This is a genomic window from Mesorhizobium sp. M0676 (assembly GCF_040320535.1).
GTDB lineage: Bacteria > Pseudomonadota > Alphaproteobacteria > Rhizobiales > Rhizobiaceae > Mesorhizobium.
Window position 1 is genome coordinate 14,025 of the sequence record NZ_JAMYPU010000012.1, and the last position, 25,852, is coordinate 39,876.

General features: G+C 62.9%; 25 protein-coding genes. 14 read left to right on the forward strand and 11 right to left on the reverse strand.

What is annotated here, in order from left to right:
* Nucleotides 1-4 precede the first annotated feature (4 nt).
* Genes NKI35_RS15085 through NKI35_RS15100 form a run of 4 tightly spaced genes read left to right on the forward strand, consistent with a single transcriptional unit; the run spans nucleotide 5 to nucleotide 4,584 of the window.
* A complete protein-coding gene (locus tag NKI35_RS15085) occupies nucleotides 5-1,900 on the forward strand; it encodes an ABC transporter ATP-binding protein (RefSeq protein WP_352740677.1) in 1,896 nt (631 codons plus the stop codon).
* A 10-nt stretch (nucleotides 1,901-1,910) separates the two neighbouring features.
* Nucleotides 1,911-3,794, forward strand: a complete 1,884-nt coding sequence (locus NKI35_RS15090) for an ABC transporter ATP-binding protein (protein WP_352740679.1) — start codon at nucleotides 1,911-1,913, stop codon at nucleotides 3,792-3,794.
* Nucleotides 3,795-3,797: 3 nt separating this feature from the next.
* Nucleotides 3,798-4,274 carry a GNAT family N-acetyltransferase gene (locus tag NKI35_RS15095; RefSeq protein ID WP_023686138.1) on the forward strand — a complete coding sequence of 159 codons (477 nt, stop codon included), beginning with the start codon at nucleotides 3,798-3,800 and terminating at the stop codon, nucleotides 4,272-4,274.
* Between the two features lies 1 nt (nucleotide 4,275).
* A complete protein-coding gene (locus tag NKI35_RS15100) occupies nucleotides 4,276-4,584 on the forward strand; it encodes a DUF6665 family protein (RefSeq protein ID WP_352740681.1) in 309 nt (102 codons plus the stop codon).
* On the opposite strand, the gene NKI35_RS15105 is transcribed toward NKI35_RS15100, so the two are convergent.
* A complete protein-coding gene (locus NKI35_RS15105) occupies nucleotides 4,565-4,870 on the reverse strand; it encodes a cupin domain-containing protein (RefSeq protein ID WP_352740683.1) in 306 nt (101 codons plus the stop codon). The genes NKI35_RS15100 and NKI35_RS15105 overlap by 20 nt on opposite strands.
* Nucleotides 4,871-5,183: 313 nt before the next feature.
* Between NKI35_RS15105 and petA the strand changes: the two genes are divergently transcribed.
* The 5 genes from petA to NKI35_RS15130 all read left to right on the forward strand — a co-directional run bounded on the left by petA (nucleotide 5,184) and on the right by NKI35_RS15130 (nucleotide 9,897).
* Nucleotides 5,184-5,744, forward strand: a complete 561-nt coding sequence (gene petA, locus NKI35_RS15110) for a ubiquinol-cytochrome c reductase iron-sulfur subunit (RefSeq protein WP_023670027.1) — start codon at nucleotides 5,184-5,186, stop codon at nucleotides 5,742-5,744.
* A 16-nt stretch (nucleotides 5,745-5,760) separates the two neighbouring features.
* Nucleotides 5,761-7,104, forward strand: a complete 1,344-nt coding sequence (locus NKI35_RS15115) for a cytochrome b (protein ID WP_023670028.1) — start codon at nucleotides 5,761-5,763, stop codon at nucleotides 7,102-7,104.
* A gap of 23 nt (nucleotides 7,105-7,127) precedes the next feature.
* A complete protein-coding gene (locus tag NKI35_RS15120; RefSeq protein WP_023670029.1) occupies nucleotides 7,128-8,000 on the forward strand; it encodes a cytochrome c1 in 873 nt (290 codons plus the stop codon).
* A gap of 196 nt (nucleotides 8,001-8,196) precedes the next feature.
* Nucleotides 8,197-9,342, forward strand: coding sequence for an alpha-hydroxy acid oxidase (locus NKI35_RS15125; RefSeq protein ID WP_352740685.1), 1,146 nt, complete (start codon nucleotides 8,197-8,199; stop codon nucleotides 9,340-9,342).
* Nucleotides 9,343-9,351: 9 nt separating this feature from the next.
* Nucleotides 9,352-9,897 carry an adenine phosphoribosyltransferase gene (locus NKI35_RS15130; protein ID WP_352740687.1) on the forward strand — a complete coding sequence of 182 codons (546 nt, stop codon included), beginning with the start codon at nucleotides 9,352-9,354 and terminating at the stop codon, nucleotides 9,895-9,897.
* A gap of 137 nt (nucleotides 9,898-10,034) precedes the next feature.
* On the opposite strand, the gene NKI35_RS15135 is transcribed toward NKI35_RS15130, so the two are convergent.
* The 7 genes from NKI35_RS15135 to NKI35_RS15165 all read right to left on the reverse strand — a co-directional run bounded on the left by NKI35_RS15135 (nucleotide 10,035) and on the right by NKI35_RS15165 (nucleotide 16,324).
* The gene (locus NKI35_RS15135; protein WP_023833521.1) at nucleotides 10,035-10,499 is read right to left on the reverse strand and encodes a MaoC family dehydratase; all 465 of its coding nucleotides are present in this window, start codon (nucleotides 10,497-10,499) and stop codon (nucleotides 10,035-10,037) included.
* Nucleotides 10,496-10,957: a MaoC family dehydratase gene (locus NKI35_RS15140; RefSeq protein WP_352740690.1), complete on the reverse strand. Its 462-nt coding sequence runs from the start codon at nucleotides 10,955-10,957 to the stop codon at nucleotides 10,496-10,498. Before NKI35_RS15140 ends, NKI35_RS15135 begins: the two co-directional genes overlap by 4 nt.
* 78 nt (nucleotides 10,958-11,035) lie before the next feature.
* The gene (gene corA / locus NKI35_RS15145) at nucleotides 11,036-12,010 is read right to left on the reverse strand and encodes a magnesium/cobalt transporter CorA (protein WP_023701569.1); all 975 of its coding nucleotides are present in this window, start codon (nucleotides 12,008-12,010) and stop codon (nucleotides 11,036-11,038) included.
* Between the two features lie 210 nt (nucleotides 12,011-12,220).
* The gene (gene ychF, locus NKI35_RS15150; protein WP_023754576.1) at nucleotides 12,221-13,324 is read right to left on the reverse strand and encodes a redox-regulated ATPase YchF; all 1,104 of its coding nucleotides are present in this window, start codon (nucleotides 13,322-13,324) and stop codon (nucleotides 12,221-12,223) included.
* Between the two features lie 95 nt (nucleotides 13,325-13,419).
* The gene (pth, locus tag NKI35_RS15155; protein WP_023701571.1) at nucleotides 13,420-14,160 is read right to left on the reverse strand and encodes an aminoacyl-tRNA hydrolase; all 741 of its coding nucleotides are present in this window, start codon (nucleotides 14,158-14,160) and stop codon (nucleotides 13,420-13,422) included.
* Between the two features lie 21 nt (nucleotides 14,161-14,181).
* Entirely contained in the window at nucleotides 14,182-14,826 is a 645-nt protein-coding gene (locus NKI35_RS15160; RefSeq protein ID WP_023686131.1) for a 50S ribosomal protein L25/general stress protein Ctc, read from the reverse strand.
* Between the two features lie 265 nt (nucleotides 14,827-15,091).
* Nucleotides 15,092-16,324: an ROK family transcriptional regulator gene (locus NKI35_RS15165; RefSeq protein ID WP_352740692.1), complete on the reverse strand. Its 1,233-nt coding sequence runs from the start codon at nucleotides 16,322-16,324 to the stop codon at nucleotides 15,092-15,094.
* A 242-nt stretch (nucleotides 16,325-16,566) separates the two neighbouring features.
* On the opposite strand from NKI35_RS15165, the gene NKI35_RS15170 reads away from it, so the two are divergent.
* The 4 genes from NKI35_RS15170 (at nucleotide 16,567) to NKI35_RS15185 (ending at nucleotide 22,003) form a co-directional block, all read left to right on the forward strand.
* Entirely contained in the window at nucleotides 16,567-19,128 is a 2,562-nt protein-coding gene (locus NKI35_RS15170) for an ATP-binding cassette domain-containing protein (RefSeq protein WP_352740694.1), read from the forward strand.
* Nucleotides 19,125-20,114, forward strand: a complete 990-nt coding sequence (locus tag NKI35_RS15175; protein ID WP_352740696.1) for an ABC transporter permease — start codon at nucleotides 19,125-19,127, stop codon at nucleotides 20,112-20,114. The genes NKI35_RS15170 and NKI35_RS15175 overlap by 4 nt, the downstream gene beginning before the upstream one ends.
* A gap of 46 nt (nucleotides 20,115-20,160) precedes the next feature.
* Nucleotides 20,161-21,162: a rhamnose ABC transporter substrate-binding protein gene (locus NKI35_RS15180; protein WP_023701576.1), complete on the forward strand. Its 1,002-nt coding sequence runs from the start codon at nucleotides 20,161-20,163 to the stop codon at nucleotides 21,160-21,162.
* 79 nt (nucleotides 21,163-21,241) lie between these two features.
* Nucleotides 21,242-22,003: a glutamine amidotransferase gene (locus tag NKI35_RS15185; protein ID WP_023695801.1), complete on the forward strand. Its 762-nt coding sequence runs from the start codon at nucleotides 21,242-21,244 to the stop codon at nucleotides 22,001-22,003.
* Nucleotides 22,004-22,025: 22 nt separating this feature from the next.
* Here the strand turns inward: NKI35_RS15185 and NKI35_RS15190 are convergent, their stop codons facing one another.
* Nucleotides 22,026-22,457 (reverse strand): MarR family winged helix-turn-helix transcriptional regulator, encoded by a 432-nt coding sequence (locus tag NKI35_RS15190; RefSeq protein WP_023670043.1) that lies wholly within the window; start codon nucleotides 22,455-22,457, stop codon nucleotides 22,026-22,028.
* 150 nt (nucleotides 22,458-22,607) lie between these two features.
* Between NKI35_RS15190 and NKI35_RS15195 the strand changes: the two genes are divergently transcribed.
* Nucleotides 22,608-23,450 (forward strand): alpha/beta fold hydrolase, encoded by an 843-nt coding sequence (locus NKI35_RS15195; protein WP_352740698.1) that lies wholly within the window; start codon nucleotides 22,608-22,610, stop codon nucleotides 23,448-23,450.
* Between the two features lie 98 nt (nucleotides 23,451-23,548).
* On the opposite strand, the gene NKI35_RS15200 is transcribed toward NKI35_RS15195, so the two are convergent.
* Both NKI35_RS15200 and NKI35_RS15205 read right to left on the reverse strand, forming a co-directional pair.
* Nucleotides 23,549-24,463, reverse strand: coding sequence for an alpha/beta fold hydrolase (locus tag NKI35_RS15200; protein ID WP_023817450.1), 915 nt, complete (start codon nucleotides 24,461-24,463; stop codon nucleotides 23,549-23,551).
* 141 nt (nucleotides 24,464-24,604) lie between these two features.
* Nucleotides 24,605-25,849: an MFS transporter gene (locus NKI35_RS15205; RefSeq protein ID WP_352740700.1), complete on the reverse strand. Its 1,245-nt coding sequence runs from the start codon at nucleotides 25,847-25,849 to the stop codon at nucleotides 24,605-24,607.
* Nucleotides 25,850-25,852 lie beyond the last annotated feature (3 nt).

Below are 25,852 nucleotides of genomic sequence, written 5' to 3' on the forward strand. Positions count from 1 at the left end.
CACTATGTTTAGCTGGTTTGAAAGAAGGCTCGATCCGTTCCCCGCAGCGGAACCGGTCGAGCCGCCGAAGACGCTGGTTGCCTTCTGCGTGCACTATACGCGCGGCGCCTGGCCATACATCATCGTCGACGCGGTGCTGGTGACGGCGATTGCCATCGCGGAAGTGTGGATGTTCGGCTTCATGGGCCACATCGTCGACTGGCTGTCCGGGCAGAACCGCGAAACCTTCCTGCAGACCGAGAGCTGGAAGCTCGCCGGCATGGCCTTCGTCGTGCTGTTCGCGCTGCCAGGTACAGTATGGCTGCATTCTTTGCTCAACCAGCAGACGCTGATGGGCAACTACCCCATGCGCATCCGATGGCAGGTGCATCGTTATCTCTTGAAGCAGTCGATGAGCTTCTACCAGGACGAATTCGCCGGCCGCATCGCCACCAAGCTGATGCAGACGGCACTCGCCGTGCGCGAATGCGTCATCAAGGTGATCGAGGTGGTCAATTACGTCATCGTCTACTTCCTCGGCATGCTGTTCATCGTCGGGTCGGCCGACTTGCGGCTGGCGGCACCTCTCGGCGTCTGGCTGCTCGGCTATATCGGGTTGTTGCGCTATATCATCCCGAAGCTGGGCAAGGTCGGCGAGGCGCAGGCCAATGCGCGCTCGACGATGACCGGCCGCGTCGTCGACAGCTACACCAACATCCAGACGGTCAAGTTGTTTTCCCATGCACGGCGCGAAGCAACGTTCGCGAGAGAAGGCATGGCAGGCTTCCTTGACACGGTCTACCGGTCGATGCGGCTGGTGACGGTGCTTTACGGCCTGCTCTATATCCTCAACGCGCTGCTCCTGTTTTCGGTGACGGCGCTGGCGCTGTGGCTGTGGCTCGGCCAGGCGGTGACGATCGGTGCCGTCGCCGTGGTCATCGGCCTCGTGCTCCGTATGTGGGGCATGTCGCAGTGGATCATGTGGGAAATGTCGAGCCTGTTCGAGAACATCGGCACGGTGCAAGACGGCATCGCCTCGATCTCGCTGCCGCGCCTGGTCGAAGACCGGCCGGGGGCGAAGGACATTGCCGTCACCAAGGGCGAGATCCGCTTCGACGACATTCGTTTCCACTATGGCAAGCAGAAGGGCGTCATCGAGAACCTGTCGCTGACGGTGAAGCCCGGCGAGAAAGTCGGCATTGTCGGGCGCTCGGGTGCGGGCAAGTCGACGCTGGTCAATCTCCTGTTGCGGTTCTACGACCTCGAGAACGGCCGGATCCTGATCGACGGCCAGGAGATCGCTTCGGTGACGCAGGATTCGCTGCGCGCGCAGATCGGCATGGTGACGCAGGACACTTCGCTGCTGCATCGTTCGGTGCGCGACAACATTCTTTACGGGCGGCCCGATGCGACGGAGGAAATGCTTGTCGAGGCAGCCGGGCGGGCCGAGGCGCTGGAGTTTATCGGCAGGCTTTCGGATCACACCGGACGTAAAGGGCTCGACGCTCATGTCGGCGACCGCGGCGTCAAATTGTCCGGCGGCCAGCGGCAACGCATCGCCATTGCTCGCGTTATGTTGAAGGACGCACCGATACTTATCCTTGACGAAGCGACGTCGGCGCTGGATTCCGAAGCCGAGGCCGCCATCCAGGAGAATCTCTACAAGCTCATGCAAGGCAAGACCGTCATCGCCATTGCGCACCGGCTGTCGACCATCGCGGCGATGGACAGACTCGTCGTCCTCGACAAGGGCCGTGTCATCGAGGAGGGGTCGCACGAGGAACTCGTCGCCAGCGGCGGGCTCTACGCGCAGCTCTGGCAGCGCCAGTCGGGCGGGTTCCTGCTCGATGACGGTCCGGTCGATGCCGCCAATGACGCTGTTGCCAACGACATCGGCGTGAAGGGTGAAGCCGCAGAGTGATGACGTCAGCATGATGACAGCCGTCTATCGCTGGTTCGAGGACTGGGTCTATCCGTTCAGGGAGCCGGCGGACCTTCGGCCACCGCCAAGCGTCGGCGGCTTCCTCTGGCACTATGTCGGCCAGGCGAAGTTCGCCTTCTTCGCCATGCTGGTCATCGGCGGCATCGCGCCGCTGATCGAGGCCGGGCTTTTCTACTTCGTCGGGCGGCTGGTCGATATTCTCGATCAGCTTCCCGGTGAACGCAGCTGGGACGCGCTGTGGACCGCCGCCGGGCCTGAGCTTGTCTTCATGATCGCAGTGGTGCTGGTCATCCGCACCATCGTCGTCGGCCTGTCGGCGCTGGTCAACGAACAGACGATCACGCCGGGGTTCTACAATCTGGTGCGCTGGCAGGCGCACCGGCACGTATCGCGCCAGTCCTACACCTTCTTCCAGAACGATTTCGCCGGCCGTATCGCGACAAAAGTCTGGCAGGCGGGGCAGGCGACCGGCGACCTGATGGAGAGCTTCATCGAGGTCATCTGGTTCATGCTCATCTATACGGTGACGACCTTGGCGCTGGTCGCCGGGCTGGATCTGCGCCTGGCCGTGCTGGTGGTGATCTGGATCCTCGCTTTCGCCTGGCTGGCCAAGCTCTATCTGCCCTCGATCCGCAGGCATGCCGAGGCCACGGCTGAAGCTGGCTCGATGATCAATGGGCGCATCATCGATTCCTATTCCAACGTGCAGACGCTGAAGCTATTCTCGGCCGACGGCGACGACCGCTACATCAAGAACGGCTTCGACATCTATCTCGATGCACTACGGCCCTTCACCCGACGGCTGACCGGCGTGCGCATGGCGCTGACGACGCTGTCGGGCATTATGATCACCGCGATTGGCTGCTTTGCCGTCGATCTCTGGGTCGAAGGGTCGATCACCGTCGGCGCCGTCGCGTTCACGCTGTCGCTGGTCTTGCGGCTCAACATGCTGCTCGGGCGCGTGATGATGCAGCTCAACGGCATATTGCGAAATCTCGGCGTGCTGGAAAACTCCAAGGCGTTGATCTCGCAGCCGCTTGGCCTTGTCGATGCGCCGGATGCGAAAGAGCTTGTCGTCGCCGGCGGCCGCATCGAGGTGAAGAATGTCGAGTTCCACTACGGCAAGGGTTTTGGCGTGCTGAATGGCATCGACCTTGTGGTCAAGCCTGGCGAGAAGGTCGGGCTGGTCGGGCCGTCCGGTGCGGGCAAGACGACGCTCGCCAACCTCATCTTGCGCCTCTACGACCTCGAGAGCGGGAAAATCCTGGTCGACGGGCAAGACGTCGCCGAGGTGACGCAGAACTCGCTGCGCGCCAATATCGGTGTGGTCAGCCAGGACACGGCGCTGTTCCACCGCTCGCTGCGCGACAACATCAAGCTCGGCATGCCGGACGCGACCGAGGCCGAGGTGATCGCGGCGGCGAAGAAGGCCGAGGCGCACGAGTTCATATTGGGCCTGCGCGACAACCGGGACCGTACCGGCTACGACGCTTTTGTCGGCGAGCGCGGCGTGAAACTGTCGGGCGGCCAGCGCCAGCGCGTCGCGATCGCCCGCGTCTTCCTCAAGGATGCGCCGATCCTGATCCTCGACGAGGCGACCTCTGCGCTCGATTCCGACATCGAGGCGGCGATCCAGGAGAATCTGGCTAGGCTGATGGAGAACAAGACGGTCATCGCCATAGCGCACCGGCTGTCGACCATCGCCGCGCTCGACCGTCTTGTGGTGCTGGACGGAGGCCGCATCGTCGAACAGGGCACGCATGACGAGCTGGTGGCGCTCGACGGGCTCTATGCGCGGCTGTGGAAGCGGCAGTCCGGCGGCTTCCTCTACCACGAGGAAAGCGTGCTGGAAGAGACACGGCCGGCGGAGTAGGGCATGGCAGCGTCGCCTGATATCGGCTACGTCCTCAAGCGGCTGCGGCCAACCGCGCCGGCCTTCGATGCGCTGAAGGAGGAGAGCCGGCTGGAAGGCTACTGGATGCTGGTGCGGCTGGCGGATGGCTGGGCGGGCGGCCGCAACAAGTTCCTGAAACGAGGCGAGGCGCTGTTTGGTGCATGGCATGGCCGAGAACTCGCTGGTGTGTGCGGGTTGAACATCGATCCTTATTTCGAAGGCAGGGACCACGGCCGGGTCAGGCACCTGTTCGTCAGCGCGCGTCACCGCCGCAGCGGCATTGGCCGCATGCTGGTCGAGACCGTCATTGACAGGGCACGTCAGCATTTTGCCGTGCTGAACACCCGCGCGCCACAAGAAGCCTTTGGGTTCTATGAACGGCTTGGTTTCCAGCCGGTGGTGAGCGAAGAATTCGTCACGCACCGCATGATGCTCTCTCAAGACAGAAAAGGAGGCTGAGATGTCACTGCGTCCGCCATCCCTAGGCGCCTCGGCTGCCGAAGCCGCGTTCGACGCCCTCGGCCATGAGATACTGGCTGAAAAGGCCGCAGCGCTCGGCCGTGCCGGCCAACGGGTCGAGGAAACGCTGGCCAAGCTCCGTCAGAACAACGACGACAAGGAGCAGCGATCGCGGCTGCTCAAGGAGGCTGCCGCAGCGGTGCACGCCTATTTCATCCAGCGTGAACTCTGCGGCCTGCGCCGGCATGAGTCGGTCATCCGCGAATACGATATCCCAAGGGCCGTGCTGGTCAGGCTCGGTGCAAGCTGAAAGCCGCCGGCCGGCAAACGATCATTCCAGCCATTCGGTGATGAAGCTGCCGGATCTGGCCGGCCGTGGCCTCGATCTGCTGGTCGCCGATCGTGAACAGGCCGGTGCCTTGCCGGATGATGAAGATTTCACAATAGGGATGCGTGTGCAGGCGCGGGCCGCCGCCAATCTCTTCCTGATAGTTGAAAATCAGGCAGGAGTTGGAGCCGTAGGCGCCGCATTGCAGGACGCCCTGCCAGCGGCCGGGCGTCCTGGTCCAGGTCTCGCGGTCGATAATATGTGCCATGCCGGCGAGACTAGATCACGGCAACCTGTCCTGTCGAGACAGGCGGGGAGCCTCGGATTTGCTGATATTTCCCTGTTGTTTAGCCGCCTTTGCCGACCTTTGGGCATATGGCCAACTGACGCGCTGTTCTGTCCCCGCGACAATCTGCCCTTGTGGCTTCAGCCCGCTGGACAAAAACGGGCTTCACGCATAAACCGAAATCCACTGCCGGAGGAATTCGCTAGCTTGTTCGCCATGCGCTGTCGGGCCGGCGCGATGGAGCGGGGACAAAGCTCGGCCGCCGGCTCGGAAGAGGCGAAAGGATCAGGCACCCGTGAGCGCAACCGACACCCAGGATCCCAACCGTCGTGATTTTCTCTACGTCGCCACCGGCATGGCCGCAGTCGTTGGCGCAGGCGCCGTTGCCTGGCCGTTCATCGACCAGATGCGCCCCGATGCCTCGACGCTGGCGCTCGCCTCGGTCGAGGTTGATGTCGCCTCGCTGACGCCTGGCATGTCGCTGATTGTCAAATGGCGCGGCAAGCCGGTCGTGGTGCGCAATCGCACCGAGCAGGAGATGAAGGACGGCGAAGCCGTGAACCTTGCCGACCTCAAGGATCCTATCGCCCGCAACGCCAATCTGCCCGCCGATGCGCCGGCGACCGACGCCAACCGCACCACGCCCGGCAAGGAAGCCTGGATGGTGATGGTGCAGGTTTGCACGCATCTGGGCTGCATTCCGCTTGGCCAGGAAGGCGATTTCGGCGGCTGGTTCTGCCCGTGCCACGGTTCGGTGTACGATACCGCCGGCCGCATCCGCAAAGGCCCGGCGCCGGAAAATATGGCCGTGCCGGTATTCAAGTTCATTTCCGATACCAAAATCCTCATCGGTTGAGGCAGGGGATAATTCGATGAGCGAGGGACACTCGACCTATACGCCCAAGACCGGTATCGAACGCTGGTTCGACGCCCGCATGCCGCTGCCGCGCATGGTATATGACAGCTTCATCGCCTATCCGGTGCCGCGCAACCTTAACTATGCGTGGACCTTCGGCGGCATCCTCACGATCATGCTGGTGGCGCAGATCCTGACCGGTATCGTGCTGGCCATGCACTATACCGCCGACACCAACCTCGCCTTCAATTCGGTCGAGAAGATCATGCGCGACGTCAATTCGGGCTGGCTGTTGCGCTACATGCATTCCAACGGCGCCTCGTTCTTCTTCGTCGCTGTCTACATCCACATCTTCCGCGGGCTTTATTACGGCTCCTACAAGGCGCCGCGTGAGCTGCTGTGGATCCTCGGCTGCATCATCTATCTGCTGATGATGGCGACCGGCTTCATGGGCTATGTGCTGCCCTGGGGTCAGATGAGCTTCTGGGGCGCCACCGTCATCACCGGCTTCTTCAGCGCCATTCCGCTGGTCGGAAACTGGATCCAGGAACTGCTGCTCGGCGGTTTCGCCGTCGACAACCCGACGCTCAACCGCTTCTTTGCGCTGCACTATTTGCTGCCGTTCATGATTGCCGGCGTCGTCGTGCTGCACGTCTGGGCGCTGCATGTGGTCGGCCAGTCGAACCCGACCGGCATCGAGGTGAAATCGAAGACCGACACCGTTGCCTTTACGCCCTATGCGACCATCAAGGATGCATTCGGCATGATCGTGTTCCTGTTCTTCTTTGCCTATTTCGTCTTCTACCTGCCGAACTTTCTCGGCCATCCGGACAATTACACGATCGCCAACCCGCTGAAGACGCCGGCCCACATCGTGCCGGAATGGTACTTCCTGCCGTTCTACGCGATCCTGCGCGCGATCACCTTCAACATCGGGCCGATCAACTCCAAGCTCGGTGGCGTGCTGTGCATGTTCGGCGCCATCGTCATGCTGTTCCTGGTGCCGTGGCTCGACACCTCCAAGGTGCGCTCGGCGGTCTACCGGCCCTGGTACAAGCTGTTCTTCTGGCTGTTCGTCGCCGACGCTGTCCTGCTTGGCTGGCTTGGCTCGCAGCCGGCGGAAGGCGGCGGTCTGTTGACCCTCCTGATAGGTGAGGTCTCGGGCAACTACGTTGGCTACGCTCAAGCGGCGACACTGTTCTACTTCGCCTTCTTCCTCGTCATCCTGCCGGTGCTTGGCCTGATCGAGACGCCACGCAGACTGCCGAATTCGATCACCGAGGCGGTGCTGGAGAAGAACAAGGGTGCCGGAGGGGGACATCCGGCCGGTGCGACCGCGGCGCCGGAAACCAAAGGCTGAGTGAGAATCTAAGGGGATTTGGCATGAAAAAGATTCTCACCTCGCTCGCCCTGCTAGGCGTGTTTGCCGCTGGCATCGGAGCCGTCGGCAGTGTGGCGATCGCCGCTGAAGAGGCGCACAACGCGGCGGCACCGACGCATTTCCCGATCCACGAGCCGAAGGAGATGGACTGGACTTTTGCCGGTCCGTTCGGCACCTACGACAAGGCGCAGCTGCAGCGTGGCTTGAAGGTCTACAAGGAAGTCTGCTCGGCCTGCCACTCGATGAATTTGGTGGCGTTCCGCACGCTGGAGGACCTCGGCTATTCGGAAGCGCAGATCAAGTCCCTGTCGGCTGAGTACACCATCCATGATGGACCCAACGATGCCGGCGACATGTTCGACCGGCCGGGCAAGCCGTCCGACCATTTCCCGGCGCCGTTCGCCAATGAGGAGGCGGCTGCCGCTTCCAACGGCGGCGCTGCCCCACCGGATATGTCGCTGCTGGCCAAGGCCCGCGGCGTCGAGCGCGGCTTCCCGCGCTTCGTCTTCGACATATTCACGCAATATGCGCAGGGCGGCCCGGACTACATCCATTCGCTGCTGACCGGCTACGACGAGACGCCACCTGCCGGCATGGTGATCCCCGAAGGCACCCACTATAATCCATACTTCATGTCCGGCGTGTCGCTGAAGATGCCCAAGCCGCTCTCCGACGGCCAGGTCACCTACGATGACGGTTCGCCGCAGACGATCGACCAGTATTCGCGCGACGTCTCGGCGTTCCTGATGTGGGCGGCCGAGCCGCATATGGAAGACCGCAAGAAGACCGGCTTCCGCGTGCTGGTGTTTCTGCTTCTGTTTGGGGCGCTGATGTATCTGACCAAGCGCAAGGTATGGGAAGGCGTGGCCCACTAACCGCCGCTACCCCTGTGAAATCGGAAAGGGCGTCTTCGGGCGCCCTTTTTGCTTGCCGAAGCGGGCAGGGGGCTGTCGCCTTGGGTGCAACCACCCGCCTGGTCGAACAAGTCCGTTGGCAGGGCGCCATGTGATTGGTATGCACGCGCGACCGGTGATGAAGGATTGCCGGCGATAAGACACCTGGGAATCGATGATGCGGCTACGCGACTGTCACAACTTTTCCGATTTCCGGCGCATGGCCCAGCAGCGGTTGCCTGGGCCAATCTTCAACTACATCGATGGCGCGGCCGACGACGAGGTCACCTATCGCCGCAACACCGAGAGCTTCGAGCGCTGCGACCTCGTTCCCAACGTGCTGCGCGGGGTAAGCGAGATCGACATGTCGGTGACGGTGATGGGCCAGAAGCTGGCCATGCCCGTCTATTGCTCGCCGACCGCCTTGCAGCGGCTGTTCCATCATCAAGGCGAGCGCGCGGTGGCCAAGGCTTCGGCCAAATTCCGCACGATGTTCGGCGTGTCCTCGCTCGGCACTGTCAGTCTTGAGGAAGCGCGCAAGATCAGCAGCAGCCCGCAGGTCTACCAGTTCTATTTCCACCGGGATCGCGGCCTCAACCGGGCGATGATGCAGCGGGCGAAAGCGGTTGGAGTCGAAGTGATGATGCTGACCGTCGACAGCATCACCGGAGGCAACCGCGAGCGCGACAAGCGCACCGGCTTTGCCATCCCCTTCAAGCTCAACCTTGCCGGCATGCTGCAGTTCGCGCTGAAGCCGGGCTGGGCGATCAACTATTTCACCCATGAGGGGTTCAAGCTGCCGCAGCTCGACGAGCATGTCGACATGGGCGGCGGCACGATGTCGATCAGCCGCTACTTCACCGAGATGCTCGATCCGTCGATGACCTGGGACGATGTTGCCGAGATGGTCAGACTGTGGGGAGGTCCGTTCTGTCTCAAGGGCGTCATGTCGGTGGAGGATGCCAAGCGCGCCGTCGAGATCGGCTGCAGCGGCATTGTGCTGTCCAACCATGGCGGCCGGCAGCTGGACGGCTCGCGGGCGGCGTTCGACCAACTGGTCGAGATCGTCGATGCCGTCGGCGACAGAATAGACGTCATCATGGATGGCGGCGTGCAGCGCGGCACCCATGTGCTGAAGGCGCTGTCGCTCGGCGCCAAGGCTGTTGGCGTGGGCCGCTACTATCTGTTCCCCTTGGCGGCGGCCGGACAGCCGGGCGTCGAGCGGGCGCTGGAGCAGATGCGGGTCGAGATCGAGCGCGGCATGAAGCTGATGGGCTGCAGTTCGATCGAACAATTGTCGCGCAACAACCTCCGTTTCAGGTAATCTCGACCCATGAAATCCTCGCTCGAAGACACGCTGCTCGCCGCGATCCGCACCATTCCGGACTACCCCAAGCCCGGCATCCTGTTTCGCGACATCACCACTTTGCTCGGCAATGCGCGCGCCTTCCGCCGGGCCATCGACGAGCTGGTGCATCCCTATGCCGGGCAGAAGATCGACAAGATCGCCGGCATCGAGGCACGCGGCTTCATCCTCGGCGGTGCGGTCGCGCACCAGCTTTCGGCCGGTTTCGTGCCGATCCGCAAGAAGGGCAAGCTGCCTTACGAGACGGTACGCGTCGCCTACAGCCTGGAATACGGGCTGGACGAGATGGAGATGCACAAGGACGGCGTTGCGCCGGGCGAGAAGGTGATCCTGGTTGACGACCTGATCGCGACCGGCGGCACGGCGGAGGCGGCGGTCAAGCTGCTGAGGCAGATCGGCGCCGATATTCTTGCCGCGTGCTTCGTCATCGACCTGCCGGATCTCGGCGGACGGGCGAAGCTCGAAGCGCTGGGCGTGCCGGTGCGGACGTTGATCGGGTTTGAGGGGGAGTAGGGAGTAGGGAGTAGGGAGTAGGGAGTAGGGAGTAGGGAGTAGGGAGTAGGGAGTAGGGAGTAGGGAGGGAAGCTCCGCATTCCGTGCAAGGAGCAGCACCCACTGCTGCCTAATCCCTACTGCCTAAAACCTACCCCCTACCCAGCCTTCACCAGCACCGCGCTGTCGAACTCCAGCACCTTGTCGCCCGTAGAATCGAATCCTTCCGAGCGCAGCGCGAGCAGCCGCCAGCCGGGGCGGGTGGCGAGCGGGCGGTGGGACAGGGCCGTGCGCATGAAGGTGACGGTTTCTCCGGCATAGACCGGCTTTGGCCATTTCAGGTTCCTGAAGCCGGGGGAGGGGCCGAATTCTGGTACCGGGCCGGGTCCGGTCCATTGAGAAGCGTCCATAGGATTTTTGAGATTGAGCTTCATCCAGGTGGCCGCGGTGTGCCAGCCTGAGGCGCAGAGGCGGCCGAACACGCTTTTCTTTGCGGCCTCCTCGTCGACATGAAAGACCTGTGGATCGTATTTGCAGGCGAACGCCTTGATCGCCTCGGCTTCGAATGTGTGCGAACCGAGGTTGATGGTATCGCCGATGCGGAAGAACGCGTCGAGGCTCATGCGCCGGCCTCGCAGGTCAAGAACATGACAGTGTTCTCAAGTTCGAAGACGCTTTCACCGCGCTGGTTGAACAGTTCGCTGCGCAAGGTGACGAGGCCGAGCTGAGGCCTGGATTTCGACAGGCGCCTGGCAAGCACGCTGGTGCTGCCGGCCAGTGTGTCGCCGGCCAGCACCGGCTTCTTCCATTTGACCTGGTCGATGCCGGGCGCGCCTTGCGCGGTCGAGTCGAGCAGGAAGGCGTCGCACAGCATGCGCATGAAGATCGCGCAGGTGTGCCAGCCGGAGGCGGCCAAGCCGCCAAGGATGCTGGCCTTGCCGGCGGCTTCGTCGAGATGCATCGGCTGCGGGTCGAATTCGGTGGCGAATTCGATGATTTCGGCCGCACTCACCTGCTTGGCGCCGAGGTCGATCGATGCGCCCTCGGTGAAATCCTCGTAGGCCCAGCTTTTTGCGGTCATGATCCCAATCCGGTTGTACGATCACCGGGCATCCGGATGCCGTCCGGGCGGCGTTTGGTCAAGCGAATTCTATTGGGCCTACAACCAGCCGCGGCGGCGGAAATACCAGAAGGGGAGGATCGCCGACAGGATCATCAGGCCGATGGCGAAGGGATAGCCGAGCTCCCATTTCAGCTCCGGGATGACGTCGAAATTCATGCCGTAGATCGAAGCTACCAGCGTCGGCGGCAGGAAGATGACGGCGGCGACCGAGAAGATCTTGATTATGGCGTTCTGCTCGATCGAGATCATGCCGAGCGTCGCGTCGAGCAGGAACGAGATCTTCTGCGACAGGAAGGTGGCGTGGTCGGCGAGCGACAGCACGTCGCGCGATACTGTCTTGATGCGGGCGCGGACGTCCTTGCTCATCTTGATCTGGGTCGCGACGTGGGCAAGGAAGCCGGTGAGGCGCTGCAGCGAGATCAGGCTGTCGCGGATCGAGGAGGCAATGTCTTCCTTGCGGCCTATGGCCTTGAGCAGTTCCTGGAAATCGCGATTGCGCTTGTTCACCTTGGTCGACCGCGCCTCGAAGATGTCGCGCGAGATCGTCTCGATGTCACGGCCGGCGCGTTCGAGAATATCGGCTAGGCGATCGACGATCGCCTCCAGCAGGCCGATCAGGATGGTGTTGCCGGTGGTGCAGCCTGTCGCCACCTTCTCGGCGCGCAGCGGAAAGGTCTTGAACGCCTTCGGCTCATGATAGCGGATGGTGACCAGTCTCGGGCCGGCAAGCACAAAGGTAACCGGTGACATCAAGGGATCATCGATTTCGGTCTGCGCCGGCAAGGTGGCGGTCATGAAGTAGGCGCCGTCCTCGATGTAGAGGCGGCTCGAAATCTCGATCTCCTCCATCTCCTCGCGCGTCGGGATGGCAACACCGAGCCAGGTCTCGATCGTTGTTTCTTCTTCCTTGGTCGGGTTGAGAAGGTCGGCCCAGACGACCTGATCGCCATTGGCCACGAGATCGTCGGCGAGGCGCAGGCGATCATTGTCGACGACGAAGGCCTTGATCATCGCCGGTCTCCGTTGGTTGAGCCCAAGGTTTCGTTTAATAGCGATGGGTCTTGCACGCGCCGCCGTTCCCACGGGGACGGCCAAGTCGCATGCAAACGGCCATAGACCCGGTGCCAAGGGCAGTCAAGCGAAGCGGCATGCCGGCTCCTCCACTTGACGAAGCCATGATCGGCCGCCGTCAGCGCGCGAGCCGCGAGATGCCTCGGCGTCTCAGGTGTTGAACTTGAACAGCAGGACGTCGCCGTCCTGGACGACATATTCCTTGCCTTCGTCGCGCGCCTTGCCGGCTTCCTTGGCCGCCACTTCGCCGCCCAGTGTGATGTAGTCGTTGTAGGCGATGGTCTGCGCGCGGATGAAGCCGCGCTCGAAATCGGTGTGGATGACGCCGGCCGCCTGCGGGGCCTTGTCGCCCTTGTGGATCGTCCAGGCGCGCGTCTCCTTCGGCCCGGCGGTGAAATAGGTGATGAGATGCAACAGATCATAGCCGGCGCGGATGACCTTGTTGAGGCCAGGCTCGTCGAGCCCGAGCGAGGACAGGAACTCCATCTCTTCCTCGTCCGAGAGCTGGGCGACTTCGGCCTCGATCGCGGCCGAGATCACCACGGTGCCGGCGCCTTGGGCGGTCGCCATCTTTTCCACGGCCCTGGTGTGCTCGTTGCCGGTGGCGGCGTCGGCTTCGGCGACGTTGCATACATAGAGCACGGGGTGCGAGGTCAAGAGGTTCAGTCCCTGCAGGATGCGCAGGTCTTCCGCTGAAATGCCGTTGAGCAGGATGCGGGTCGGCTTGCCGGCCTGGAGGAGCTCGAGTGCGGCCTCCATCATCGGCAGCACGGTGGTTGCTTCCTTGTCCTTGCTGCCGGCGCGCTTGCGGATCTGCACGATGCGGCGCTCGAGGCTGTCGAGGTCGGCGAGCATCAGCTCGGTCTCGACCGTATCGGCGTCGGCGACAGGGTCGATCTTGCCCTCGACATGGGTGATGTCGTCATCCTCGAAACAGCGCAGCACATGCACGATGGCGTCGACCTCACGGATGTTGGCGAGGAACTGGTTGCCCAGCCCTTCGCCCTTGGAGGCGCCGCGCACCAGGCCGGCGATGTCGACGAAGGAGATGCGGGTCGGGATGATCTCCTTAGACTTGGCGATCGCGGCGATCTTCTGCAGCCGCGGATCAGGCACCGCCACCTCGCCGGTGTTCGGTTCGATGGTGCAGAACGGATAGTTGGCGGCCTGCGCCGCCGCCGTCCTGGTCAATGCGTTGAAAAGCGTCGACTTGCCGACGTTGGGCAAGCCAACGATGCCGCATTTGAAACCCATGTGTCCGGTCCTATCGGGAAACTAGAAATTTGATGAGGGCTATGGGCGATAGGGGTGAGCAACGTCAAGCCCCGCGGTCCCGATCCTATCGACGCTCAGTCCTTCTTGCCGAACAGTTTCTTCAGCATGGCGGCCATAGGGCCGCTTTCCGGCAGCTTGGCCGGCGCCTGCTGTGGCCGTGCCTGGCGGATGTGGCTTTGAGCCTTTGGACCTTCAGCCTTCGGCGCCTTGGGCGGCGGCCGGTCGTCGTCGCCGGTTGGCGTTAGCTTGTCGCGCAAGGCCAGCGTCACCCGGTTCATGAAGGAACTGTCGTCGCCCTTGGCCAGCAGCCCGGCATCGTCGGCGATGGTGTCGAGCAGCACGTCCAGCCATTCGCGGTCAGCCTTGGCGAAATCGCCGAGCACATGGGACTGCACCATTTCCCGGACGCCGGGATGGCCGACGCCGATGCGCACGCGGCGAAAGTTCTTGCCGACATGCTGGTCGAGCGAACGGATGCCGTTGTGTCCGCCGGCGCCACCGCCGACCTTGACCCGCAATTTGCCGGCCGGCAGGTCGATCTCGTCGTAGAAGACGGTCAGCGCCTCGGGGCCGAGCTTGTAGAAGCGCAGGGCTTCGCCGACCGGCTGTCCCGACAGGTTCATGAAGGTCTGCGGCTTGATCAGGAGAATCTTTTCGCCGGCAATCGTGCCTTCGGCGATCAGGCCCTGGAACTTCTTCGACCAGGGCGAAAACGAATGGCGGCGGGCAATTGCGTCCGCCGCCATGAAGCCGACATTGTGCCGGTTATCAGCGTATTTCGCGCCCGGATTGCCGAGGCCTGCAAAGACAAGCATCGTGAACTCCGGGCCCGAAAATTACTTCTCTTCGGCAGCAGGAGCCGCCGCTTCGGGGGCTGCCGCTTCCGCCGTCTCTTCCGTCTCCGGCTTCATCGCCGAGGAGCCGGCAATGGTCGCGATGGTGAAATCGCGATCGGAGATCACCGGCTTGACGCCGGCCGGCAAGGTAACCGCCGAGATGTGGATCGAATCGCCAATGTCGGCGCCGGTGAGATCGACGGTGATGAATTCCGGGATCGCATTGGCCGGGCAGTGGAACTCGACTTCATGACGCACGATGTTGAGCACGCCGCCGCGCTTGATGCCGGGCGACTTGTCTTCATTGATGAAGTGCACGGGCACGTCGACGTTGACCTCGGTGTCCTTGCCGATGCGCAGGAAGTCGACATGGACCGGGAAATCCTTGACCGGGTCGAGCTGGAAATCCTTGGGCAGAACCTGGATTTTCTTGCCGTCGACATCGATCGTGGCGATCGTGGTCAAAAACCCGCCGCCATGGATTTTGTAGAAGACGTCCTTGTAGTTCAGCGCAATCGCCAGGGGAGGCTGTCTGTCGCCGTAGATAACTGCAGGCACTTTACCGTTGCGGCGAACTGCACGGGCGGACCCCTTACCGACCTGTTCGCGCGCTTCGGCCTTGAGCTCGTAAGTATCGTGGCTCATGGCATTTCCTTTCGCGTTTTATGGAGCGTTTGCGGTGGCAGTGTGCCTGGACCGTAAACGTCGAAAGCCGCCAGGCCTGGATGTCCGAATGCCAGAAACCGCATACGCGGAGCTTTGTTCGGAATCACAAGGGAAGGCAGCCTTCCGCCGCGTTGCCTCCAAGGGTGTCTACGCGGGTGGCGGCTCTATAGCGGAAGGCGGGCAGGCGTGCAAGCCATGGCGGGCAAGGGCGGCCGATGCCTGCGTTGGGCGCGCCGCATTGCGCTCAGGCCGGCAGGTCGGTGAACGGATTTGATCCGTTTCCCTTGGCGCCACCGAGCGTGGACAGAGCGCTCAGCAGTTTCGTCCGGTCCTTGCCGATCATGAGCACGCCGCTGTCGGGCGCCAGCAGCGCCGAGAACGGCAGCATGGCAGCGCCGATCGAGGAGGCCTCAGGGCCGAATTGCCCCGACACGATCTCCGGCGCCACGATGCCGATTGCGCTGGCCTGGTTGAACTGGGTCTGCACCCTTGCCAGCAGTTCGAGATGGATCGGCCTGGGCAGGATCGAGTCGAGAACGATGGCCTCGATGTCGATGATGGAGGTGATGGCGATGATCGCCTCGACCAGCGCGCTCGCACAATCGTCGATCCATTCGAACAGCGGCACGCGCGCTTCGGCTGGCAACGGATCGAGTTCCCGCACACGATTGATCACCACGCCGCGCGACCTCAGGTGATTGACCAGCACATAGATCGAGGCGCGATGCAGCAAGCTCTGGTAGCGCGCAGGCTTCGCCGCCACCGAATCGAGGCTTGAGGGCGAGACCGGCAAGGGTCCGAGGGCAGCGCTGTTGCCATGCGGCCCGGTATGGACCCTGCCGCCTTGCACCAGGCCGCCGCCGACAAAAGTGTCGATCGAGATGTGCATGAAATCGCGAAAGCGGGCGCCGGCGCCCTGGACAAGTTCGGCCAGCGCCGCCGACGTGGCGTCGTTTTCCACGAACACCGGCGTCTTCGCCGGCGTGGCAAAGCATGTCGTCAGGTCGATCGCCTCCCAGCGGCTGCCGAGATCGTCGGGAAAGCCGAGTTCCTCGCTCCAGCCGCCGAGGAAATAGGGTGAGGCAATGCCGACGCCGACGATGCTGGCATCGCCAAGCCCATCCACCAGCTTTTCGAAGGTGGCCAGCGCCATGTTGCCGGCCTTCAGCACCAAATCAGGATCGGGGAAGCGGTATTCGTGCGACTCTCTTGCGCGGATTTCACCGGCGAAGTCGACCAGAACGGCTTCAAGCGCACGCCGGCCGATCTTGATGCCGACGCTGTAGATGCGCTCCGGCGTCAGCCGGTACAGCGTGGAGGGCGAACCGCGCTGCCCGAACCTTTTTCCCACTTGCTTTACGAATCCGGAAGATTCCAGGCCGTCGACGATGGCAGCGACGGCCGCCGGCGTCAGGCTTGCCGCGCGCGCCAGATCGGACTTGGAGGCTTCCTTGAGGCGACGGATGGCGTCGAGCACGAAACGCTCATTATAGTGCCGAACTTTGACAGAATTGCTGCCTCTCCCTGACAAAACCCGCACACTCCCCAAATGTCCCGTTCCCGGCGCGAAGCCCGCAAACCACCTGCGGCCGAGCGCACCCTGCGGTGCCTATGTTGGCGGCGACAGTGCGCGTCGGAACCATGGAAGTCAATTTTGCCGTTGCGCCTTTGCGCTATTTAATATAGCAAATTGAAAAAATAACTAGTCAGGGAGGAGACGTGCTGCACTCGGGCACACAAAGCGAAGCCGACTCTGCGGTGGTGCGGGCTGTTCCTGTTGCCCTGGTTCAGGCGACGAAGGCTTTCGGCGGCACGATTGCGCTCAAGGACGCCTCCTTCGAATTGCGCTCCGGCGAGGTGCTGGCGCTGCTTGGCGAAAACGGCGCCGGCAAGAGCACCTGCGTGAAGCTTCTGGCCGGCGTGCATTCTCCCACCAGCGGTCATGTCGAGGTTGACGGCAAATCAGCCGTCTTCCATTCGCCGCACGACGCGCAGGCGGCCGGCATTGCGGTCATGCACCAGCATCCTGGCCTGTTTCCCGATCTGTCGGTGGCGGAGAACATCTATCTCGGCCACATGCCGCGCGACCGCTTCGGCGGCATCGACAATGCCGCCATGCTGGCCGGCGCCCGCAAGGTGCTGGCCACCGTCGGGCTCGACGTGCCGGCGGCAACGCGGCTGGGAACACTGCGCACCTCTGAACAACAACTGGTCGAGATCGCCCGCGCGCTGTCGCTGGATGCCCGCGTGCTGATCATGGACGAGCCCACGGCCGCATTGTCGCAACGCGAGGTCGAGCGGCTGTTTTCCGTCGTTGCCGATCTCAGGCTGCACGGCGTGGCGATGATGTTCGTCGGCCACCGCATGGATGAAATCTTCCGCATCGCCGACCGCATCGCGGTGCTGCGTGACGGGCGCCTGATCGGCGTCAAGCCGAAAGCCGAGCTTGGCCGCGCTGCCGCCATCAGCATGATGGTCGGCCGCGAAGTCACCGACCTCTATCCCGAACGGCGCCATGCCTCAGACGCGCTGGTGCTGGAGGGGAAGGGACTTTCGCGCGCCGGCGGGTTTGCCGATATCGACCTCAAGCTTCACGCCGGCGAGGTGCTCGGCCTTGGCGGTCTGGTCGGCAGCGGACGCACCGAGATTGCGCGCGTGCTGTTCGGTATCGACCGGCCCGACGCCGGCGAAATCCTGATCGACGGCAAGCCCGTGCAGTTCGCCTCGGCGCGCGACGCCATGGATGCGCGCATCGCCTATGTGTCGGAAGATCGCATGGGCCAGAGCCTGGTGATGGATTTCTCCATCCTCGACAATGCGGTGCTACCTGTTCTTGACAAGGCCGCACAACGCGGTCTCTACGGCACCGACCGCGCCATCGGTCTGGTGGCGGACTGGCTGAAGCGCATGAAGCTGCGCTTTTCCGGCTACGGGCAGCCGGTGAAAGAGTTATCCGGCGGCAACCAGCAGAAGGTGGTGCTGGCCAAGTGGCTGCGCACCGAGCCGCGCGTGCTCATCCTCGACGAGCCGACGCAAGGCATCGATGTCGGTACCAAGGCGGAAGTGCATGCAATGATCGCTGACCTTGCCGCGCAAGGCATGGCGATCCTTTTGATCTCGTCAGAGATGCCCGAGCTGATCGGCATGTGCGACCGCATTATCGTGCTGCGCGAAGGCCGCCAGACTGCCGAGTTTTCGCGCGGACAAGCCACGCAGGAAAAGGTACTGGAAGCGGCGACCAGGACCGATGAACGTGCCGGCCAGGCAGCGCAGATAGAACGCGCCGCCGAGGAGGAAAAGGCAAAAGGACCGTTCGATTTTCTGAAGCGGCGGGAATTCGGCCTGCTTGCGGCGATGCTCGCCGTCGCCATTCCGGTCACCATCATCAACCCGCGCATGGTGAGCGCGGCGAACCTCACCGCCGTGTCGATGGACGCGGCCTTGCTGATTGTCGCCGCACTGGCGCAGATGCTGGTGCTGATCACCCGCAACATCGACCTGTCGATCGCAGCTGTGATCGGCCTCTCCGCCTATATGGCGGCCAGCATGGTTCAGGCCTATCCCGGATTGGACATCGGCATCGGCCTGATCACCGCCTGCGCGGTCGGCGGCTTTGCCGGACTGCTCAACGGCCTTGTCGTTACCAGGGGAAAGATCCCGGCCATCGTCGTTACGCTGGCTTCGATGTCGATCTTCCGCGGTTTCAACTCGATCTGGGCGGCGGGCGACCAGGTCAGCGCCGACGAAGTCACGCAAGCCTGGCTCGACATGACCGGGCTGAAGATCGCAGGCGTGCCGCTGATCGTCATCATCGCTATTGTCATCCTGTGCGCCGGCTATGTGCTGCTCTATCGCACCGCAACCGGGCGCGAGCTGTTTGCCACCGGTTCCAACCCGGACGGCGCAAGGCTGATCGGCATTCCGGTCGACCGGCGCATCCTGCTGGCCTTCGGCATGGCCGGCCTGCTAGGCGGCCTGTGCGGCGCCCTGTGGGCTTCGCGCTACGCCACCATCGATGCCCGCGTCGCGCTCGGCTTCGAACTCACGGTGATCGCCTCTGCGGTGGTCGGCGGCGTCGCCATCCGCGGCGGCTCGGGCACGCTGCTCGGCATCATCCTTGGCGCGCTCACTCTCTTGGTCATCAAGAACGGGCTGACGCTGGTGCGTGTCGACCCGCTCTGGCTGCAGGGCGTCTATGGCCTGGTGATCCTGGTTGCCATCGGCATCGACACCTTCATCGTGCGGCGTGCCGAACAGGCAAGACAGGCGAGGGCGAGATGAGAAAGTTTATCCGCTCGATCGACTTCTGGGATCTGCTGCTGGCGACCGCCTGCCTCGCCGTCTTCATCTATGCGGCGGTCTTCGTGCCGAATTTCGTCTCCGGCTTCAACCTCTCGCAATTGGCCGCAAGCGCCTCGGAAAAGGCGTTGCTGATCCTGCCGATGACGCTGCTCATCATCACCCGTGAGATCGACCTGTCGATCGCCTCGGTGCTGGCGTTGACATCCGTGATTTTTGGCCTGCTTGTCCAGGCTGGCGTGCCGACGCTGGCCGCCATTCCGCTGACGCTCGTCTTCGGCGGCCTGCTCGGCGCCTTCAACGGCTATCTGGTGTCGGGCCTCGGGTTGCAGTCGCTGGTGGTGACGCTCGGCACCATGGCGCTCTATCGGGGCATTGGCTACATCCTGCTCGGCACCGGTTCGGTCAACATATTGCCGCCGGCGGTTGTCGATTTCGGCATCAGCAATCTGCCGGGCACACAAATCCCGTGGACCATCGTGCCGTTCCTGCTGCTGGCGCCGATCTTCGCGGTGGTGCTGCAGAAGACGCCGACCGGCAAGCGCATCTACGCGCTCGGCGGCAGTCCGAAAGTGGCGCGCTATTCCGGCATCGACACGCGCAAGATGGTGCTGAGGCTATTCGTCGTCTCCGGTGTCGTCGCGGCCATCGCCGGCATCGTCTACACCGCGCGCCTTTCCAATGCCCGTGCCAACAATGCGCTCGGCATGGAGCTCGACGTCATCACCATCGTGCTGCTCGGCGGCGTCAGTGTCTTTGGCGGCAAGGGGCGGCTCACCGGCGTCATGCTGGCGCTGCTCTTGATTGCCATCATCCGCAACGTGCTGGCGCTCAACCAGATCGGCGGCGACGCCCAAGGCATGATCATCGGCCTGCTCCTGATCGGCTCGCTGCTGGTCTCCAACTACTGGCGCTCCCTGGAGGAGCGGCTGTCAAGATCGCGCGTCCTGCGCGAAACCAAGGGGTGATCTCGGGCCCCTTTCTTCAAGCCCGAATTCTGACGGAGGAGACACAATGAAAGCGTTTAGAATAGCCCTGCTCGCATCCGCGGTTCTGCTTGCGCCGGCCTCGCTGGCATACAGCCAGGAATGCGCCAAGGAACCTGTAACGGTCGGCTTCCTGCCCAAGCTCGACACCGATCCCTACTTCAAGGTGGCTTTCGGCGGCGCCGAGGAGGCTGCGAAGGAAATTGGCGGCACCGCCACCCAGGTTGCCCCATCGCAGGCGACGGCCGAGGCACAGATCGAATTCATCAACAGCCTGGTGTCGCAGAAGGTCGGGGTCATCGCTATCGCCGGCAACGACGCCAATGCGGTTGCGCCTGCGCTGAAGCGCGCCGTTCAGCAAGGCGTCCGGGTGATATCGTACGATTCCGACGTCGCGGCCGATGCGCGCGCGGTGTTCGTGAACCAGGTGAAGGGCGACAGTCTGGCCGAAATGATGCTGGAAAGCGCATTCAACCTCAGCGGCGGCGAAGGCGAGTTCGCCATCCTGTCGTCGACGCCGACGGCGACCAACCAGAACGCCTGGATCGACTTCATGAAGGCGAAGATGGCGGCAGAGCCGAAATACGCCAAGATGAAACTGGTGCAGGTCGCCTATGGCGAGGAGAGCGAGCAGGTCAACCAGCAGCAGGCCTTGGCGCTGGTGCAGGCGTTTCCGGATCTCAAGGTGATCATCGTGCCGGCAGGCATTGGCCTTCCGGCGGCCGCGCGCGCACTCGAGGAAGCCGGCATGATCGGCAAGGTCAAGCTGACCGGCCTTGCGCCGGCCACTTTGATTTCGAAATACATCAAGGATGGCGCTGCCCAGGATATCTGGTGGAATGTCACCGATCTCGGCTACCTGACCTATCAGGCGGCCCAGGCGCTGGCGCAGTGCAAGATCACCGGCAAGGAAGGTGAGAAGTTCACGGCGGGCAGGCTCGGCGAATACACGATCGGGGCCAGCGGCGAACTGATCCTTGGCCCGGCCAAGATCGTGACGCCGGAAAACCTGGCCGAGTTTAAGTTCTAAGCCTCCCAAGGCCCGGCGGGCGCCGGTTCAAGCCGGCGCCCGCTCGTTCAATTGTCAGTCGAAAAGCGTGAGGGCGACGATGAAACTCTTGCTGGCAGGCGAGACCTTCGCGGCGACGACGTCGGTCGCTGCCGGCGGCGACGTTCTGACAAGTGCGACATGGGTGAATGGCGCGACGGCCTTCAATGCCGCCCTTGCCGCAGAGGGCATAGCGGTGACGCAGATCGGTGGCGATCGCTGTGCGGCCGAATTTCCGTATGACCTCGACGCGCTGGCCGAATACCAGGCGGTGGTGATCTCCGATGTCGGCGCGCTGACCTTGCTGGTCACGCCGGAGGCCCGCGCCGGGCGCATCGGCGTCAACCGCCTCGACGTCCTCAAGGCCTATGTCGAAGGCGGCGGCGGGCTGATGCTGGCCGGAGGCTATATGGGGTTCCAGGGCATGTTCGGCACGGCGCGTTTCCACGACACCCCGGTCGAGGACGTGCTGCCCGTGCGCTGCCTGCCATTCTCGGACGGGCTGGAAGTGCCGCAAGGCCTGCAGCCGTCGATCCTTCAGGCGTCGCATCCGATCCTTGCCGGTGTCGCGGGTCCGTTGCCGCCGATCCTCGGCATGAACAAACTCGATTTCAGGCGCGACGGCTCGTCCCAGCTTCTGGCGACCTGCCATTATCGCGGCACGGACTGGCCGCTGCTTGCGGTTCGTGAGCATGGCCGTGGCCGCACCGTCGCGTGGGCGACCGACATCGGCCCACACTGGCTGTCGCAGGACTTTTTGGGATGGCCGCTCTACGGCAAGCTGATGGGCAACGTCGTGCGCTGGCTGGCCGGCAAGGATTAAGCCTGGCGTGTTTGTAGGGCAGCTAGTCCGGCTTGCTGCTCAACGCTTCGCGCAGCGCCTGGATCCGCCGATTCAAGGCATCGAGATCAGCCATCGTCATGCCCGAGCGTTCGATCAGGGTTTCGTTGAGGCAGTTGCACTGGACGAGCAGCGCGCGGCCGGCAGGCGTCAGGTCGACCTGCACTTGGCGCTCGTCCGTCTGGCTGCGCTGGCGGGTGACGAGACCGGCCTGTTCCATGCGCTTCACCAGCGGCGTGATGGTGCTCGATTCCAAAGCGAGCCTGTGCGCAATCGAGCCGACCGACATCCCGCCGGCTTCGGCAAGTGCGTTCAGCACGAGATATTGCGGATAGGTGATGCCCATCTCGTCCAGCATGGGCTTGTAGGTGCGATTGATTGCCATGCTGGTGGCGTAAAGCGTGAAGCAGAGCTGGTTGTCCAACGGGAGAGGCACGAGGCATTCCTTTGCCGACTGAGCACATCAATATGTACCACGAAAAATGATATCGCGATACATATTTTCTGTAGACAAGGATTTGGACCTGCGCTAGTCGTATGGTTATCGCGATATTGATTATCGCGGAAGCAATCAATGGAGAGCGAGATGACCAAGCCCGGCAGCAGCACGATCACCACCAAGGACGGCACCGAAATTTTCTACAAGGATTGGGGAACGGGACAACCCATCGTCTTCCATCACGGCTGGCCGCTGAGCAGCGACGACTGGGACGCCCAGATGCTGTTCTTCCTGTCCAAGGGCTATCGCGTCATTGCCCATGACCGGCGCGGCCATGGCCGCTCCACCCAGACCGATACCGGCAACGAGATGGACACCTACGCCGCTGATGTCGCGGAGCTTGCGGCGCATCTCGACCTCAAGGACGCGATCCATGTCGGCCATTCCACCGGTGGCGGCGAAGTGGCCCGCTATGTCGCGAAGTACGGTTCCGGTGGCCGTGTCGCCAAGGCCGCACTGCTCGGCGCGGTGCCGCCGATCATGCTGAAGACGGCGGCCAATCCGGGTGGCCTGCCGATCGAGGTGTTCGATGGTTTCCGCTCCGCCCAGGCAGCCAACCGCGCCCAGTTTTTCCACGATATTGCGGCCGGCCCGTTCTACGGCTTCAACCGCCCCGGCGCCCAGGTATCGCAGGCTGTCGTCGAGAATTGGTGGCGCCAGGGCATGATGGGCGGCACCAAGGCGCATTATGATTGCATCAAGGCGTTCTCGGAAACCGACTTCACCGACGATCTGAAGGCCGTCGACGTGCCGGTGCTGGTCATGCATGGCGACGACGACCAGATCGTTCCGATCACCGACTCCGCGCTGCTGGCTGTCAAGCTCCTCAAAAAGGGCGAGCTCAAGGTCTACAAGGGTTTTCCGCACGGCATGGCGACCACGCACGCCGATGTGATCAACGCCGACCTGCTGGCGTTCTTCAAGGCGTAGAATCGTTCAGTTGAATAGACATCGTCCAGTTGGATAGGCAAGGCACCCGCCGCCGGGCGGGTGCATTTGCTTTCGTCGAAATGTCAGCGGGACAGTGCCTATTTATCGAGAAAACCAGTGATCAGTTTGACGGTGTCGTCGGGGTTTTCCTCCATGATCCAGTGTCCGGAAGCGGGCACGATGCCGCCCGTGACATCGGTCGCAACAAGCCGCAGGAGATCGGCCTGCGTAGTGCCAGCGGATTTTTCACCGCCGACAGCCAGTACCGGCATGGTCAGTTTGCCGCCGGCGGCAAGCATCGCCTGGTTGTCGATCGCGTCCTGGTCAAACGCCTTGAACTGCTCGAAGGCGTCATGCATCGCATGCGGGCGGGCATAGAGTTTGGCGTAGTGCCTGCGCGTCGCCTCGTCGATCTTCTTGGGGTCAGCCGACAACTCGTTGTAGAAGCGGTCGAGATAGATGCGCTCGCGCCCCGCGACCAGCCGCTCCATATCAGGGCCGCGGAAGTTGAAGTGCCAAAGCAGCGGGCTTTGCTTGATCTTTTCCCAGTCGCCTATGCCGGGCAGCGGCGCGTCGATGATAACCCATTTGGTGATGCGCTTGGGATACTGAGCGGCGAGCGCATAGCCGACCATGTTGCCGATGTCGTGGGTGACGAGATCTGCCTTGTCGATCTTCAGGGCATCCAACACGCCGGCGATGTCGACGGCCTGGTTCTTCTTGGCGTAGCCCGCTTCCGGGTGGGCCGACAGACCCATGCCGCGCAGGTCCGGCACGATGACGGTGTGGTCCTTTGCGAGGGCGATGGCCGCGGCGCCCCACATGTCTCCGGTATCGGCAAAGCCGTGCAGCAGCACGACGGCGGGACCCTTGCCGCCAACGCGCACATAGAGTTTGGTGCCGTTGGTTTCGACGGACTGCGTCTTGAAACCCGGCGGAAAGGGAACGATGCGTGCCGTCGCCGGCAAGGTAACAAGAAGCACACCCAATACGGCCAATACGATCTTGCGCATGTCATCCCCCAGAGACGTCGAAGGCCCCAAGCCTTCGTTGATGACTATCTCTAGCAGGCTTTTCAACCAGCGCATGGTGAAAGAATCACAGAGGGCGCAGCAATGCCGCGCCCTGCGTCAAATCCGCAAAATCGACCGGTTTTATCTGGCCGCCGCTTGCGCCTTCCTGGCTTCCTTCATGTTGGGCAGGAACACCGTCAGCAGGCCGAGCAGCGGCAGATACGAGCAGATCTGGAAGACGAAATCGATGCCCTTCATGTCGGCGACGACGCCGAGCACGGCGGCTGCAATGCCGCCCATGCCGAAGGCGAAGCCGAAGAAGATCCCGGCGATGGTGCCTACACGTCCCGGCACCAACTCCTGCGCAAACACGACGATGTTGGAGAAGGCCGAGGACAGGATCAGGCCGATCAGCACCGTCAGCACCATCGTCCATTCGAAATTGGCGTAGGGCAGCGCCAGCGTGAACGGCAGCACGCCGACGATCGAGAACCAGATCATCGCCTTCTGGCCGTAGCGGTCGCCGAACGGTCCGCCGAGCAGGATGCCCAGCGCCGAGGCGCCGAGGAACAGGAACAGCATGACCTGGCTCATCTGCACCGACACGCCGAACTTATGGATGGAATAAAAGGTGTAGTAGCTGGAGAGCGAGGCGATGTAGGCGTTCTTGGTCAGCACCAGCAGCGTCAGCACCGCCAGCGCTCCCATCACCTTCTTGCGCGGGAAGGGGGAGACGAAGCTTGCCGCCTTGCGATTGCCCTGCGCGGCGCGCATCCGGCTGTACCAGCCGCCGACCCGCGACAAAACGATGATGCCGATCAGAGACCCGACGGCGAACCATGAAATGCTGGTCTGGCCGAAGGGCACAACGATGAAGGCAGCGAGCAGCGGCCCCATCGACTGGCCGAAATTGCCGCCGACCTGGAACAAAGATTGCGCCAGGCCAAAGCGGCCGCCGGAGGCAAAGCGGGCAATGCGCGAGGATTCCGGATGGAAGATCGCCGAGCCGATTCCGATCAGCGAGGCGCCGACCAGAAGCAGCGCATAGTGGCCGGCATAGGCCAGAACGATCAGGCCAATCAGCGAGGACGCCATGCCGTAGGGCAGCGAATAGGGCATTGGCCGCTTGTCGGTGATCATGCCGATGACCGGCTGCAGCAGCGACGCCGTGACCTGGAAGGTGAAGGTCAGAAGACCGATCTGCCAGAAATCGAGACCGTAATTCTCTTTCAGCAGCGGATAGATCGCCGGCAGCAGCGATTGCATGATGTCGTTGATGCCGTGGCAAAAGCTCACCGCCAGAATGACGGTGAAGGCGGTCACCTGGGCTGAAGGGAGGCTGGCGCTTGGCTGCGGTGCAATGCTGGTGGCTGTCGTATCGGTCAAGGC

What these genes read in the sequence shown, in the direction of transcription:
- pth (WP_023701571.1), bottom strand. Translation starts at nt 14,160, where the DNA reads ATGCTTGTCTTTGCAGGCCTCGGCAATCCGGGCGCGAAATACGCTGAT.
- NKI35_RS15090 (WP_352740679.1), top strand. Translation starts at nt 1,911, where the DNA reads ATGATGACAGCCGTCTATCGCTGGTTCGAGGACTGGGTCTATCCGTTC.
- NKI35_RS15185 (WP_023695801.1), top strand. Translation starts at nt 21,242, where the DNA reads ATGAAACTCTTGCTGGCAGGCGAGACCTTCGCGGCGACGACGTCGGTC.
- ychF (WP_023754576.1), bottom strand. Translation starts at nt 13,324, where the DNA reads ATGGGTTTCAAATGCGGCATCGTTGGCTTGCCCAACGTCGGCAAGTCG.
- NKI35_RS15100 (WP_352740681.1), top strand. Translation starts at nt 4,276, where the DNA reads ATGTCACTGCGTCCGCCATCCCTAGGCGCCTCGGCTGCCGAAGCCGCG.
- NKI35_RS15085 (WP_352740677.1), top strand. Translation starts at nt 5, where the DNA reads ATGTTTAGCTGGTTTGAAAGAAGGCTCGATCCGTTCCCCGCAGCGGAA.
- NKI35_RS15125 (WP_352740685.1), top strand. Translation starts at nt 8,197, where the DNA reads ATGCGGCTACGCGACTGTCACAACTTTTCCGATTTCCGGCGCATGGCC.
- NKI35_RS15105 (WP_352740683.1), bottom strand. Translation starts at nt 4,870, where the DNA reads ATGGCACATATTATCGACCGCGAGACCTGGACCAGGACGCCCGGCCGC.
- NKI35_RS15160 (WP_023686131.1), bottom strand. Translation starts at nt 14,826, where the DNA reads ATGAGCCACGATACTTACGAGCTCAAGGCCGAAGCGCGCGAACAGGTC.
- NKI35_RS15095 (WP_023686138.1), top strand. Translation starts at nt 3,798, where the DNA reads ATGGCAGCGTCGCCTGATATCGGCTACGTCCTCAAGCGGCTGCGGCCA.
- NKI35_RS15195 (WP_352740698.1), top strand. Translation starts at nt 22,608, where the DNA reads ATGACCAAGCCCGGCAGCAGCACGATCACCACCAAGGACGGCACCGAA.
- NKI35_RS15115 (WP_023670028.1), top strand. Translation starts at nt 5,761, where the DNA reads ATGAGCGAGGGACACTCGACCTATACGCCCAAGACCGGTATCGAACGC.
- corA (WP_023701569.1), bottom strand. Translation starts at nt 12,010, where the DNA reads ATGATCAAGGCCTTCGTCGTCGACAATGATCGCCTGCGCCTCGCCGAC.
- NKI35_RS15180 (WP_023701576.1), top strand. Translation starts at nt 20,161, where the DNA reads ATGAAAGCGTTTAGAATAGCCCTGCTCGCATCCGCGGTTCTGCTTGCG.
- NKI35_RS15120 (WP_023670029.1), top strand. Translation starts at nt 7,128, where the DNA reads ATGAAAAAGATTCTCACCTCGCTCGCCCTGCTAGGCGTGTTTGCCGCT.
- NKI35_RS15140 (WP_352740690.1), bottom strand. Translation starts at nt 10,957, where the DNA reads ATGACCGCAAAAAGCTGGGCCTACGAGGATTTCACCGAGGGCGCATCG.
- NKI35_RS15135 (WP_023833521.1), bottom strand. Translation starts at nt 10,499, where the DNA reads ATGAGCCTCGACGCGTTCTTCCGCATCGGCGATACCATCAACCTCGGT.
- NKI35_RS15175 (WP_352740696.1), top strand. Translation starts at nt 19,125, where the DNA reads ATGAGAAAGTTTATCCGCTCGATCGACTTCTGGGATCTGCTGCTGGCG.
- NKI35_RS15130 (WP_352740687.1), top strand. Translation starts at nt 9,352, where the DNA reads ATGAAATCCTCGCTCGAAGACACGCTGCTCGCCGCGATCCGCACCATT.
- NKI35_RS15200 (WP_023817450.1), bottom strand. Translation starts at nt 24,463, where the DNA reads ATGCGCAAGATCGTATTGGCCGTATTGGGTGTGCTTCTTGTTACCTTG.